This is a genomic window from Ectothiorhodosinus mongolicus, assembly GCF_022406875.1.
Lineage (GTDB): Bacteria > Pseudomonadota > Gammaproteobacteria > Ectothiorhodospirales > Ectothiorhodospiraceae > Ectothiorhodospira > Ectothiorhodospira mongolica.
In genome coordinates, this window is the sequence record NZ_CP023018.1 from 1,762,847 (window position 1) to 1,775,869 (window position 13,023).

Annotated in this window: 15 protein-coding genes; 3 read left to right on the top strand and 12 right to left on the bottom strand. The window is 58.2% G+C overall.

What is annotated here, in order from left to right:
* Position 1 precedes the first annotated feature (1 nt).
* The 9 genes from bchJ to bchF form a co-directional block, all read right to left on the bottom strand.
* Positions 2-604, bottom strand: coding sequence for a bacteriochlorophyll 4-vinyl reductase (gene bchJ / locus CKX93_RS08635; protein WP_076753858.1), 603 nt, complete (start codon positions 602-604; stop codon positions 2-4).
* Between the two features lie 2 nt (positions 605-606).
* On the bottom strand, positions 607-1,473 hold the full coding sequence (gene puhE / locus CKX93_RS08640; protein ID WP_076753860.1) for a putative photosynthetic complex assembly protein PuhE: 867 nt from the start codon (positions 1,471-1,473) through the stop codon (positions 607-609).
* Positions 1,470-1,982: a photosynthetic complex assembly protein PuhC gene (puhC, locus tag CKX93_RS08645; protein WP_076753862.1), complete on the bottom strand. Its 513-nt coding sequence runs from the start codon at positions 1,980-1,982 to the stop codon at positions 1,470-1,472. The genes puhE and puhC overlap by 4 nt, the downstream gene beginning before the upstream one ends.
* A 16-nt stretch (positions 1,983-1,998) precedes the next feature.
* The gene (gene puhB / locus CKX93_RS08650; protein WP_076753864.1) at positions 1,999-2,646 is read right to left on the bottom strand and encodes a photosynthetic complex putative assembly protein PuhB; all 648 of its coding nucleotides are present in this window, start codon (positions 2,644-2,646) and stop codon (positions 1,999-2,001) included.
* The gene (gene puhA, locus CKX93_RS08655; protein ID WP_076753867.1) at positions 2,643-3,464 is read right to left on the bottom strand and encodes a photosynthetic reaction center subunit H; all 822 of its coding nucleotides are present in this window, start codon (positions 3,462-3,464) and stop codon (positions 2,643-2,645) included. The genes puhB and puhA overlap by 4 nt, the downstream gene beginning before the upstream one ends.
* Positions 3,465-3,577: 113 nt before the next feature.
* Positions 3,578-4,300 carry a magnesium protoporphyrin IX methyltransferase gene (bchM, locus tag CKX93_RS08660; RefSeq protein ID WP_076753869.1) on the bottom strand — a complete coding sequence of 241 codons (723 nt, stop codon included), beginning with the start codon at positions 4,298-4,300 and terminating at the stop codon, positions 3,578-3,580.
* A 9-nt stretch (positions 4,301-4,309) separates the two neighbouring features.
* Complete coding sequence (gene bchB, locus CKX93_RS08665; RefSeq protein WP_076753871.1) at positions 4,310-5,920, bottom strand: ferredoxin:protochlorophyllide reductase (ATP-dependent) subunit B; 1,611 nt, start codon at positions 5,918-5,920, stop codon at positions 4,310-4,312.
* A 4-nt stretch (positions 5,921-5,924) separates the two neighbouring features.
* A complete protein-coding gene (locus CKX93_RS08670) occupies positions 5,925-7,187 on the bottom strand; it encodes a ferredoxin:protochlorophyllide reductase (ATP-dependent) subunit N (RefSeq protein ID WP_076753874.1) in 1,263 nt (420 codons plus the stop codon).
* Positions 7,184-7,750 carry a 2-vinyl bacteriochlorophyllide hydratase gene (gene bchF / locus CKX93_RS08675; protein ID WP_076753876.1) on the bottom strand — a complete coding sequence of 189 codons (567 nt, stop codon included), beginning with the start codon at positions 7,748-7,750 and terminating at the stop codon, positions 7,184-7,186. The genes CKX93_RS08670 and bchF overlap by 4 nt, the downstream gene beginning before the upstream one ends.
* Positions 7,751-7,911: 161 nt before the next feature.
* Here bchF and chlG point away from each other — a divergent pair, with 161 nt between their 5' ends.
* From chlG to CKX93_RS08690, 3 genes are all read left to right on the top strand, one after another.
* Positions 7,912-8,793, top strand: a complete 882-nt coding sequence (chlG, locus tag CKX93_RS08680; protein ID WP_076753878.1) for a chlorophyll synthase ChlG — start codon at positions 7,912-7,914, stop codon at positions 8,791-8,793.
* A gap of 152 nt (positions 8,794-8,945) precedes the next feature.
* Positions 8,946-10,124 (top strand): geranylgeranyl diphosphate reductase, encoded by a 1,179-nt coding sequence (locus CKX93_RS08685; RefSeq protein ID WP_076755113.1) that lies wholly within the window; start codon positions 8,946-8,948, stop codon positions 10,122-10,124.
* A 61-nt stretch (positions 10,125-10,185) separates the two neighbouring features.
* Positions 10,186-10,449 carry a hypothetical protein gene (locus tag CKX93_RS08690; protein WP_076753880.1) on the top strand — a complete coding sequence of 88 codons (264 nt, stop codon included), beginning with the start codon at positions 10,186-10,188 and terminating at the stop codon, positions 10,447-10,449.
* A gap of 70 nt (positions 10,450-10,519) precedes the next feature.
* Here CKX93_RS08690 and CKX93_RS08695 read toward each other — a convergent pair whose 3' ends face one another.
* Genes CKX93_RS08695 through ubiG form a run of 3 tightly spaced genes read right to left on the bottom strand, consistent with a single transcriptional unit; the run spans position 10,520 to position 13,011 of the window.
* Positions 10,520-11,617 (bottom strand): DNA recombination protein RmuC, encoded by a 1,098-nt coding sequence (locus tag CKX93_RS08695; protein WP_143339884.1) that lies wholly within the window; start codon positions 11,615-11,617, stop codon positions 10,520-10,522.
* The gene (locus tag CKX93_RS08700) at positions 11,617-12,297 is read right to left on the bottom strand and encodes an HAD family hydrolase (RefSeq protein ID WP_076753884.1); all 681 of its coding nucleotides are present in this window, start codon (positions 12,295-12,297) and stop codon (positions 11,617-11,619) included. Before CKX93_RS08700 ends, CKX93_RS08695 begins: the two co-directional genes overlap by 1 nt.
* Before the next feature lie 3 nt (positions 12,298-12,300).
* Entirely contained in the window at positions 12,301-13,011 is a 711-nt protein-coding gene (ubiG, locus tag CKX93_RS08705; RefSeq protein WP_076753886.1) for a bifunctional 2-polyprenyl-6-hydroxyphenol methylase/3-demethylubiquinol 3-O-methyltransferase UbiG, read from the bottom strand.
* Positions 13,012-13,023: the final 12 nt, after the last annotated feature.

Here is a 13,023-nt window from a genome sequence, read left to right on the forward strand (position 1 = left end):
ACTAACTCCAGCTCACCGCAAACAAACAAGCCTCACCGCCGGCTGCGGCGCATTGCGACTCGATCACACGCGTGCGGCGATGCACCAGCTGGCGGAATAGATGCTCAAACACCGCCGCATAATAATCACACACCGGATTATTGGCCCGCAGCAGACGACACAAAGGACTATTGTCGATGCGCAGCTGCAACCGTGGCGAGTACTCAACACTGAACTGACCGCTACCGGCAAATGTCCAGCTGTTGCGCCCAATGGCAGTCAGCAGGATGCGCGCGGCCAAAGGGGCCGGCAGGAGTTTGAGTAAGATCTGCACCGGGCGCGGAATACGATGCGCCAATAAATAATCCGCAGTCAGCCGCCCCGCCTCCAGCGACACTGTTTTGGCCGTTTCCTCATCGCAATGCTCACGCAGCGCTTGATGCAGCCGGCTCACGTCGTTCTCATCCACCATCTCGGTCGGCGGCTCTGTCAGATGATGCTGCAGCTCGGCTGCCGCAAAAACGGCTTGCTGTGTTTTCAGATCCACGCGATGCTCAAGAGCCTCGGCTACGCGGGTAATCGCATTGGGGCCAATACGCCCCGAGGAATCAATAGCTTGTGACATGTTTAGGCAGGTCGGTTGGGAAGGGGGTGAGGACCCGGTGCTTGGGTTTTGTCCGGATCATTAGCAGCTTGATAGCGCGGATAAATGGGCACGAATTCAGCATCTTCCGGAATACGCGAGCGTAGCGCCCAATTCCACAGTGCTTGAGAGGGCAGGGGTAGCACCAAAAACCAGTGCTCAAGAATCGCCAGCAACATCAGCATCGCCAAAAACGTCATCCCCGCGGTGTGCTGTAGGCTGGCGCCACTGGCCAGCGCCGACTGAACCAACAACACCGCCACCGCCATAGCCAAGGTCACTGAGACGGGGAAGAACACATTCATCGGCCGCTTACGAAAATAACTCTCTAGATAGCGTAAATGGTCCGGCAGCCATTCCTCATTGAGGTTGCGCACGCCAAAAAACACATTCAGTTTGGTACTGGTGCGCATCACCCAGAGAATTAAGAAGGTATAAAGGCCCACCAGATTGCTCCCGCCCCAAGTGATCCCCAATATTGCCAAGAAAAATCCCAGCAGCAGCAGTTCATGATAGGAGATCGCCTGCACCGCATACCAAAACCGGGGCCAACCCTTGGCGCCCTCAGGACAGCGATCGCGACGGCTCCCGGTGAGAAAGCCCATGAGAAAGCTCATCTCCACCCAACCCCATAAGACAATGGCGCTGGTGAAGGCGATGTAGATGGCCAATAAGGACGGATCATGGGCGGTGACTGCCAGCGCATAAAGCGCCACAGCCCCTAGGATCGTGGCCCCCCACATGCTCCAGCGGTAGGTGCGGCGCGGCAAACCGTCTAAGTAAATAATCGCCCCGGTGCTAAACCACCAGAGGAAAACCACATAGAGAATGGGTAGCGCGTACTGGATCACTGGGGGGCATACGCTGCATCAAAAAGTCGCGCAAAAGCCGCCGCATTGCTCGAGCCAAACGCATTAAGCTCGTAGCGCAATCCCGTTTGCGGATCCTCCAATGACAGACTTTGATCCGACCAGCGAGTCAGCAGAAACGGCGCCTGAGGATCAATATCTCGATTGCGTCTGTCCAAAGCCATAATGCGCAGCACGGTCAGCATAAAACCTTCCCCACCCGCTTCAATCATCCGCAGGGTACGACCCTCATCGGCATCCACAATCGCCGTGCGCCCACCCAAGTGCGCCTCAGTGCGCAGCGATAATTGCTGTACCTGCGTGCGGTTCTCATGATCCAAAGGCACGGGTGAGGGGGCGGGGCGGGTAGCCTGTTGCACTGGCGTTGTGGGGGTGGACACGGCATTGGTCGATAGATAAAAGATGCCGACTAAGGCCAGCAGCACCAAGGCGCCAACGCCCGGAAACAGCCAGCGGCGATAGGGGTGTTCAGCTTCCTTGGATTCAGCCATGTTTGGGCCCGCCTGTTTAGGCTCCGACCGTGGCTGCCGTGCCTTGATCGGGATCTTGTGATGATTGACCGCGCTGCACGGCGTTTTCGGCCATGGCATTAGCCAACACTTCAGCGACTGCCTGCGCATTAGGAATGCCGCGCAGCATCGGTTGGGGGTTAAGCCAGCGCCAAGGACGCACATGTGGCCACAACACCACATACGAAATTCGCTGCTCTGGATCCACTTTCATGGGCACATCGCCCGTACCGTCGCGATAAGTCTTCAACGAAGCACTTTCGATGAGTGCGAACGGTAAGTTGATGGTCATCTGCAACGCCACACCAAAGCGAATCACTACGCGTTGATTGGTGATGGTATACACGGTTGCGCGCGCCGTAGCATAGGCGAGGGCCATGAACAGACCAATAGCGGTTAACGAGAGCATGAATACAAAGCCCATGGAGAGCAGCGCACCAAAAACCGTTTGGGTTTCAATAAAGCCTGTCAGACCACGCAAAAATAGGAAAAGACCCAGAAAGACGATCACCTTGCGCAGGTGAAAAGCGCGTAGCGCTAAGGTTGTCCAATGCGGTGCGCCCTGCCACAAAATAAACTCCCCCTTGGGGGGGAGTTCAGGCAAACCGCGAATCGGCTCAACGGCATGATCGTCGTCGTGACTCACAAGAACTTATATTTGCGTTGTGGGGTTGCGTAAAAATGACCGCCTCCAAAATACGCCATGATTTTATCTTCTTCAAGACGCGTGATGGATTCGGGGTCTTTGACCGTTGGGGCCTCAGCGAAATGTTCGGCTTTGACCGAGACCACACGAACGAAGCGCTCACGGTAGTCTTCGCTACGCTCCTTCGGTGTGCCCTTGGCCGGGCCGTACTCACTGCGCGCGATCTTGGTCAGGAACATAGGCACTAAGCGGATACCGCCGTCGGCCAGTTTGACTTCGAGGTACCGCGGCATCGCCTCGGAGCGGTCCACCCAAATATCCAGACATTCGCCGGCAACCTTGCCATCCAGCGCAACCACCTTCATGCCGCGCGGATCGGGATCGTTGGACGACACGGCAAAACCATGACCGGCAATGCGCATGGGAACAATACGCGGCACGCCATCCATCGTGACATCGGGGATGTCGGCGCGATTGGCCCAAGAAGCGGGGCCGACGCCATCGACCATTGGGTTACCCGTCGGCTCTAGCGGTGCACCGGGATAGTTGGCCACAGGCTTGGCGTGGATTTCGCGGGTATCGGGATTGCCATTGGCAATAATGTTTTTGCTGCCGTCTTTCTCCAAGTATTCCTTGGGCCCGGGAGCGGCGGGGTAGCCTTGTACGGTGATGTAAGGCGAGCGGTCAGACTCCAGCGGATAACCTTCCCGCTTATTCTCGCGATGTAGATAATAGATTAGAGCTGCAAAGGCGAACCAGAATACATACAGGGCGACTTGGGCAACATTGATATATTCAGTGATGGCACCGGTTGGCATTTCATTTCCTCCAGTTATGCGCACATGCAGCGCGGAAGTACCCGCAGATAATAGGGATATTGCCAGACATTATTCCGGTGCGTGGGAAAGCCGAACTGCGAGTATGACCTGGATCAGCATACTGGGTGTTTGGCGTGATGGTTTCTCAGTTCCAGCGCCTGTGATGTGTAAAAACCTTGCGAGATACGCTGCGTGCGTTCCGCCCGCCAGTCACCCAAAGTAGGCTCCAAGCCAATCAGTTCACGCAGCATCGACTCGCGCACGGGTTCGATCGACGGCGAGCGGTCTGAGCGTGGGAACAGTTTACCCATCCAGTACATCAAAGCCAGCGCGGGTGTGCGTGGCGCGAAGGTGAACAACATGGCCGCATGGGTGCGCCCAGCCAACGTCGCCAAAACTTGCAGCACATCATCGGGGGTGTAATGGATGAATGAGTCCATCGCCACTACGTAATCAAACTCGCCCAAAGACGGATCCAGATAATCACCCACACGAAAATCGATGAGTGAATCCAGCCCCTCCGCCTTGGCCTGTTCGCGACCTATCTCCACCAAATTGCCGGCCAAATCCACGGCGACCACTCGCGCCCCGCGTCGTGCCAGCTCTAGGGACATCGAACCGGTGCCACAGCCGGCATCCAGTACCCAGCTGCTCTCCAGGTTCTCTGGCAACCACTGCAGCAGCGTCTGGCGCATACGTGCGCGCCCAGCCCGCACGGTGGCGCGAATCCGGCCCAGCGGCGTGTCCGAGGTCATTTTTTTCCAGGCATCCGCTGCTGTGCTGTCGAAATAGGTCTCAAGCTGACCGCGGCGTTTCTGGTAAGAGGGGCTTGGCATGGGGATTCTCTAACGCCCGAAATGGGCTTTGGCATCGTATAAAGTATCCACCGAGATCTGCAGGATGCCTTTTTCTTTGGCATAGCGCTCGGTGTTGCGGCGGGCTTTGCCGCGCACAAAAAATGGGATTTTTTTCAGTTCTTGTTCGGCATCAGTCAGCCAGACCGGTTCGCCCTCAGCGGCATCGGAGGCGGCGTTTGCGCTGGCATCTGAGCCCTCTGCAGCAGCTGGGGTCTCAGCGCCAGAAGGTGCGGTGGATGTCGAGGAGGCCTCGCTTGGCGACGACGCAGCAGTGGACTTGCCTAGATGAGATGGCGCCGCTTCGGCATGAAACTCAAAGTCTTCGCGGAACATGCCCAAGAGATGTTCTTCTAGGCCCATCATCAGCGGATGCACCCAAGTATCAAACAGCACATTGGCGCCGCCAAAGCCCATCTGCGGGCTGTAGCGTGCCGGAAAATCCTGCACATGCACTGGTGCCGAGATCACCGCGCAGCCAATGCCAAGGCGCTTGGCAATATGGCGCTCCATCTGCGTGCCCAACACCAGCTCGGGTTGCAGCTCAGCCACCTGGGCCTCGACTTCCAAATAATCATCGGTAATCAGCGGCTCAATGCCCAGCTCTTTGGCCATGTTGCGCACCTCGCGCGCAAACTCGCGGCTGTAGGTCCCTAGACCCACCACTTCAAAGCCAAACTCATCGCGCGCCACACGCGCTGCGGCTACGGCATGCGTGGCATCAGCAAAGATGAAGACCCGCTTGCCGGTGAGATAATTGGAGTCGACCGAGCGCGAATACCAGGGCAGGCGCGAAGGCGCGCTGGCCAAGACGGGCTCGGGATCGACGCCAGCTAAGGCCGCTACCTCGCGCACAAAATCTAAAGTCGCGCCCACGCCAATGGGAATGGTGGTATTGAAATCCTGTTTGAAAGTGCGCTGCAGCCAACGCGCCGCGGTATCGGCAACCTCCGGATACATGACGACGTTGAAATCGGCTTCAGGAATGCGCGCAATATCCGCTGGACTGGCACCCATCGGTGCCACCACATGCACATCAATGCCCAGCTGATCCAGCAGCGCGGTGATCTCGATGATGTCATCGCGATGCCGAAAACCCAGTGCCGTGGGGCCGAGCAAATTACAGCGAGGTCGGCTGCCTGGCGCACGCTCGGTTGTAGGCGGTTTCGCCAAGGTGCGCACCAATTGATAAAAGGTTTCAGAGGCGCCCCAGTTCTCTTTGCGGCTGTAGGAAGGCAGCTCTAGTGGGATCAAAGGAATCGGCAGACCAATGGCCTCGGCCAAGCCCCCTGGGTCATCCTGAATCAGCTCGGCGGTGCACGAGGCGCCCACCAACATAGCCTGCGGTTTGAAGCGCTCAAAGGCCTCGATGGCAGTGTTCTTGAATAAGGCTGCGGTGTCCGAGCCTAGGTCGCGGGCTTTAAAGGTCGTATAGGTCACCGGCGGACGCTGATCGCGACGCTCAATCATGGTGAACAACAAGTCCGCATAGGTGTCACCCTGCGGCGCATGCAAAACGTAGTGTAGGCCGCTCATGCCAGTCGCCACTCGCATCGCGCCGACATGGGGCGGTCCTTCATAAGTCCAAACGGTCAGTTGCATGCGCTTATACCTTAAGTTTTTGTCGGCGCAGCAGTGGCCGAGCAAAAAGTTCCGCCAAATCAGCGGCCTGGTCATAGCCTTGTATGGGGCTAAATACCAGCTCAATGGACCATTTGGTGGTAATGCCCTCAGCCTCCAGGGGATTGGCCTGACCCAATCCACAGACCACCACATCCGGCTTCGCGGCGCGGCAGCGATCGAGCTGCTTGTCCACATCTTGACCTTCGCTGAGCTGCACATCCTCTGGTAACCAGGCCAGCTCGTGCTCTAGGTGGCCCTTGTGCAAATACGGCGTACCGATCTCGAGCAATTCCATACCCACCTCGCGGTGTAAGAATCGCGCCAGGGGGATTTCCAGTTGCGAATCCGGGAACATGAATAAGCGCTTGCCGGTGAGCTGTGGGATATAGGTCTCCAGGCTTTTCTTGGCGCGAGCGATCCCTGGCTGGGTGACTTCATCAAAGCGGGCCTCATCCACGTCGAAGGCCGTTGCTGCGGCTTTGAGCCAGCCCGTTGTGCCCTCGACCCCTAGCGGGAAGGGCGCCGACAGGTATTTCGCGCCGCGTTTTTCTAGAGCGCGCGCGGTTTCACCCAAAAATGGTTGGGCCAGCAAGAACACGGTGTTTTCGCCGACGCTAGGCAGTGTATCCGAACGACGCGACGGCAGATAATCGACCTGCTCAATGCCCATGGCTTTGAACAAGCGTGTGAACTGGTCCTCGACGATATCGGCCAAGGTGCCGACCACCAACAGTTGCTGGTTAGAGCCGGCCGGACGGGTCTCCAGTTCGGGCACCAAGGCTGACAAACAGCTGTCCTCGCCTTGGGTGAAGGTGGTCTCAATGCCGCTGCCGGTGTAATTCAGAATCCGTACGCCTGGGGAGTAATGTTGCGACAGGCGCTCAGCCGCTCGACTCAAATCCAGCTTAATGACTTCTGAGGGGCAAGAGCCCACCAAGAACAGCATGCGTATGTCGGGACGCCGCTCTAGCAGACGCCCCACGACACGATCTAGCTCCTCATTGGCATCCGCCATGCCTGCCAGGTCGCGTTCTTCGATAATCGCCGTGCCAAAGCGCGGCTCAGCGAAAATCATCACGCCGGCGGCCGATTGCATCAGGTGCGCGCAGGTACGCGAGCCAATGATCAAAAAGAAAGCATCTTGGATCTTGCGGTGCAGCCAGATAATGCCGGTCAGCCCGCAAAACACCGAGTGCTGGCCGCGTTCGCGAATAATCGGAATGCGGCGTTCGAGATCGGCGCTCATGTCCGCGTCTCCGAACCGGTACTCGCGCTGGTTCCCATGGGTGGATTCTCGGCTGATGCTGAGGTGGCTGCCTGAGCTTTCGCAGCCGCCTCACCCAGCCTTGCAGCGCGTAGCTTAAGAATAAACTGTGCGGCGTTGATGACGTAAATCGCATAAGCCACCAAGGCCAGATACATTTGCTGCTCGACGGTCAAAAACGCCACGAACAGCGAAGCCATATAAATCGTGTGCAAGGCGATCACCGCCATGCTGACCACGTCCTCCCAGAAGAACTGTTTGGCGAACAGATAATGACCAAAGACGACTTTTTCCCAGATCGCACCGGTGACCATGATGGTGTACAAAATCAATGTCTTAAGCACGATCGAGGCATGCGCCCAGAACAAACCCTCACCAGTCTGCAAATAGCGCACTACCAGCCAGGTGCTGATGATGAACACCAAAAATTGGGTGGGCGCGAGAATGCCCTGCACCAAAGTCCAGTGTGTTTCATCGCGTCGTTTGCGCTGTTCTGGGGTATACAGCGGGGGTGGCGCCTTGCGGCCGCTGCCGGCAGAGGGCATTCGGTCAATCTCCGAGTCAATGCAATCGCATCGAGTGTGGCGAGGCGGCTAAGCTTTTGTCAAACCTCAATGGCCGTGGTGCTTTCTTTGTTTGACAATCGTCATGAAGGCGGCAATCCGGCGGCTTGACGCCCCTATAAACCCCCTATACCTTACCGCCAATGTCTGCCGTTCCCGCCCCTCGCGCGCTCCTTGAGCTCCTCAAACCTGTCACTTGGTTCCCGCCGATGTGGGCTTATGCCTGCGGCGTGGTCTCTGCGGGCGTGGCTTTTGGTGAGCGCTGGGTGCTGATTGTTGTGGGTGTGTTGTTGGCCGGGCCTTTGGTCTGTGGCACCAGCCAGATTGTGAACGATTGGTACGATCGCCACGTCGATGCCATCAATGAGCCGAACCGGCCGATTCCTTCGGGGCGCGTACCTGGGACTTGGGGATTTTGGTATGCCGTGGTTTGGACGCTGCTGTCCTTGGCGGTCGCTACCGTGCTCGGGATTTGGGGATTTTTGGCGGCAGCTTTAGGGCTTTTGTTGGCTTGGGCGTATAGCGCACCGCCGACGCGACTGAAGAAAAACGGCTGGTATGGCAATTCCGCGGTGGCGATTTGCTATGAGGGTGTGCCGTGGTTCACCGGCGTGGTGGTGATGGTAGGCGTATTCCCGGATTGGCGTATTGTTGCCGTGGCCGTGCTTTATAGCATCGGTGCCCACGGCATCATGACCTTGAACGATTTCAAATCCATCGAAGGCGATAAGCGCATGGGCCTGGGCTCTTTGCCGGTGCAGTTGGGTGTGGATCGCGCGGCGCATTTGGCGTGTTGGGTGATGGCGTTGCCGCAGGTGGTGGTGATTGGCCTGCTGCTGGGTTGGGGTGCTCCGGGATATGCGTTGGCGGTGACCGCCGTGCTGCTGGCGCAGGTAGCGCTGATGACGCGTTTGGTGCAAAAGCCTAAGGAACTGGCGCCTTGGTATAACGGTACCGGCATTACGTTATATGTCAGCGGGATGATGGTGACTGCCTTTGCTCTGCGCAGCATGGAGCTGATGTAAGGCGTTTCCTTGGATTCGAACTCGGCGTCTTCAAGCCATTGAGGCTGATCCCACTTCGGCCCAAGTCCTGCGCCGGATCATCATTGTCGCCACAAAACGCCTGCTAAGCTTGGGGTTATGACATCCACGATGCACGGCAAGTGAGCGATCCGATGGAAACTTATGATGTGGTGGTGATTGGCGGCGGACCAGCTGGCGCAACCGCTGCTAATGATTTGGCTTTGAAAAATCACCGGGTTTTGTTGTTGGATCGTGGCGGGCGCATCAAGCCCTGCGGCGGAGCAATCCCGCCGGTGACCATGACCGAATTCGATTTGCCGGACTCGGTTCTGGTGGCACGCATCCGCAGTGCCTGCATGTTCTCTCCCGCGAATAAGAAAGTCGACATGCCCATCGATGGCGGCTATGTCGGCATGGTGGATCGCGAGCACTTTGATGAATGGCTGCGTAATCGGGCGGCCAGCAATGGCGCGGAACGCCGCAAAGGCTCTTATCTGCGGCTGGATCGCGATGCTGAGGGTCGTGCCATTGTGGTTTATAAAGATGAAGACGGCGCAGAAGTGCAGGTCGGCGCGCGTTCCTTGATCGGGGCCGATGGTGCGCGCTCCGCGGTGGCCCGTCAGAATGTGCCCGGCGCCGACAAAATTCCTTATGTCGCGGCTTATCACGAGATTATCCGCAAGCCGGCGGCCAACAGCGCTGAGTACCATGGCGAGCGCTGCGATGTGTACTACCAAGGTAAGCTTTCCCCAGATTTCTATGCGTGGGTGTTTCCGCACGGCGATACCGTGAGTGTGGGTGTCGGTTCGGCCGTCAAGGGTTTTTCGTTAAAGGGCGCAGTGGCGGAGTTGCGTAAAGACTCTGGTTTGGATGCCAGCGAGACCCTTCGCTGCGAAGGGGCGCCCATTCCGCTGTACCCCATGAAATGCTGGGATAACGGCAAGGATCTGGTGCTGGCGGGTGATGCCGCTGGCGTTGTCGCTCCCGCCTCGGGGGAGGGCATTTTTTACGCCATGACCGGCGGGCGTCTGGCGGGGGAGGCGGTGGCGGAATTCCTGCATTCCGGCAAACCCGCTGCACTGCGTCTGGCGCGCAAGCGCTTTATGAAGGCCCACGGCAAGGTCTTTTGGGTGCTCGGCATCATGCAACGTTTTTGGTACACCAACGACAAACGCCGCGAGCGTTTCGTCAGCCTCTGTCGCGACAAGGACATCCAAGAGCTCACCTGGCAATCCTACATGTACAAAAAGCTGGTGCGCACCCGACCCCTGGCCCACGTCCGCATCTTCTTCAAAGACATGGGCCACCTGCTTGGCCTCTCCCGCGTCTAAAAACGGGGTACGACCCCAAATGGGGTCAGACCCCATTTGGGGTCGTACCCCGCTCTAAGCGATGACCGAAGCATTCGCCAGCGGCCGCATCATCGATGTCATCATCCTCTTGATGTGGCTGGAGGCGGCGCTACTGTGGCTGTGGCATCGGCGCACGGGTAAAGGCTTAGCGCCGCGCGTGATTCTGCCCATCCTGCTCTCTGGTATGGCTTTGATGCTGGCCGTGCGCGCTGCTTTGGTAGGCGCCGATTGGCCGTCCATCGCCTTTTGGCTGCTGTGCGGGCTCTTCGCACACCTTTTGGACTTGCGCCAACGCCTAAGCTAAAAAAGGGGACAGCTAAAAAAGGGGACTGTCCCCCTTTTTTGGGGACTGTCCCCTTTTTTAGTCCCCTTTTTTAGCTGCGCGGGGTGTGGTCGACCGAGGCGGGCCGCTCCAGCGGCTTGGTTTCGGGCACGCCCAGCTCGGTGAAGCGCCGCGCGCTGGGCATGACTTGAGACTCCAAAGAGCCCACGGCCTTGTTGTAGTGGGTGACGGTGCTGCCGATGTGGCTGCCAAGGCGGGTGAGGTGTTCGGTGAACGTGGCCAGGCGCTGATGCAGTTGCTGACCCAGTTCGCGAATTTGTTCGGCGTTGCGGGTCAGTGCCTCCTGGCGCCAGCCGTAAGCCACCGCCCGCATCAAAGCCACCAAGCTCGCCGGCGTGGCCAAAATGACCCGCTGTGACAAGGCGTATTCCAACAGATCCGGGTCCTTCTCCAGCGCAGACGACAACAGGTTATCGCCCGGCACAAACAAAATCACAAAATCCGGCGCCTGCTCAAACTGCGCCCAATAAGCCTTGCCCGCTAGCTCTTTAACCCGCTCGCGAAGCTTGCGCGCATGACGCAGCAAGGCGTCCTCCCGAGCCTCCTTGCTGGTGGCATCCATAGCCGCCAAAAAGGAATCCATCGGCGTTTTCACATCGACAATCAGCATGCGCTCATTGGGCAGGCGAACAATCATATCGGGCCGCAGACGCCCATCCTCGGTGTTAATCGAGACCTCTTCAGAAAAATCACAATGCTCCACTAGCCCCGCCAACTCCGCTAAGCGGCGCAAGCTCAGCTGACCCCATTGACCCCGCACCGTTGGCCGCGATAGCGCTTGCACCAGCTTATTGGTCTCCTGCTGCAGCCGCTGATGGTCCTGAGCCATCTGCCGAATCTGTTCGTTCAAGCCACCAAACGCCTCGCTGCGCGCCTTTTCCATGGCGCTGACCTGCTGCTCGGTTTTCTCTAAGGCCTGCTTGATGGGGTCCAATAAGCTCTGAATAGCCTGCTGGCGTTGCTCCTGCTCGCTGCGGGCTTCTTGGCGAGAGTCTTTGAGCACCTCGGTGGCCATCTGCGCGAACTGATCGCGCATACGCCGCTGCAGCTGCCAATAAACCAAGAGCATCCCCAGCGACAGGCCCAAGACCAACATCGCCGCCGCCAACAAAAGCATTTCACCGCTCATCACAGTGGGGTCTGACCCCATCTCTCCAAAAGGGGTCGTACCCCTTTGTCGAAGATCTCCGGGGGTGATGCGACGAAGTCGTCGGCGCCCCAGGTGTTGGGGGTTTGCGCGGGGTCGATGTAGCCGTAGGCGGCAATCAGGGTGCGCATGCCGGCTGCGCGGCCAGCGGCGATGTCGCGTTCCGCATCACCCACATAGACGCAAGCCTCGGGAGACACGCCGGCTTGCTCACAGGCAAAAAGCAGCGGCAGAGGGTGCGGCTTGCGCTCGGCTGTCGTATCGCCAGAGATGACGGTGGCAGCGCGATCATATAAGCCCATCGACTTGAGCAGGGGATCGGTCAGCCAGCCGGGCTTATTGGTCACCACACCCCAACTTAAACCACTGGCCTCGATGTCATCCAAGAGCCGATCCATACCGTCAAACAAACGGCTATGGACATGCAGATTCTCAGCATAAATCTCCAAAAACCGGGCTACCAAGGCGTCAAAATGTGTCGTATCAATCCCCGGAAAACCCAGGCGCACCATGGCGCCAGAGCCGTGCGAGACATGATTGCGCACCGCCTCAAAAGGCAATGGGGTCAGACCCTGTTCTTGTTGCAGAACCACCAAGGTCTGCCAAAGATCCGGCGCCGTATCGGCTAAAGTCCCATCCAAATCAAACAGAACACTGGCCAAGGCCTAATCCCGAACCGCGTGCGCGAGATAGTTTACATCCACGCCGGGACCCAAATGATAACGCCGCGCTAAGGGGTCATAGTGCAGCCCCATCAAATCCCGCATGCGCAAGTCGGCCGCGCGCATCCACGCCTCCATCTCAGAGGGGCGGATGAAGCGTGCATACTCATGCGTGCCGCGTGGCAACCAACGCAAAACATACTCGGCGCCGACAATCGCCAGCGCAAAAGCCTTGGGTGTGCGGTTCAAGGTCGCTACCACCAAATGTCCACCGGGCTTTAATAGCTGCGCACAGGCCGTCAGCACCGAGCCGGGATCGGGCACATGCTCCAGCATCTCCATACAGGTGACCACATCAAACTGCCCTGGCTTGGCCACCGCCATATCCTCAGCCGAGCGCAGCTGATAATCCACCTCAAGCCCCGATTCAAATAAATGCATGCGCGCCACATCCAAAGCATTCTCACCCAGATCAATGCCCGTCACATGCGCACCGCGCCGCGCCAAGCCCTCGCTGAGCAGCCCGCCGCCACAGCCCACATCCAAAACCTGCAGGCCTTCCAAAGCACCCACACGGCTCTCGATGTAATCCAGGCGCAGCGGATTGATCTCATGCAAAGGCCGATACTCGCCCTGAGGATCCCACCAACGATGCGCCATCTCATCGAACTTGGCGATCTCGCCGGCATCCACATTTGCTTGCGTTTGTGCCATAGCTTAAAAGTC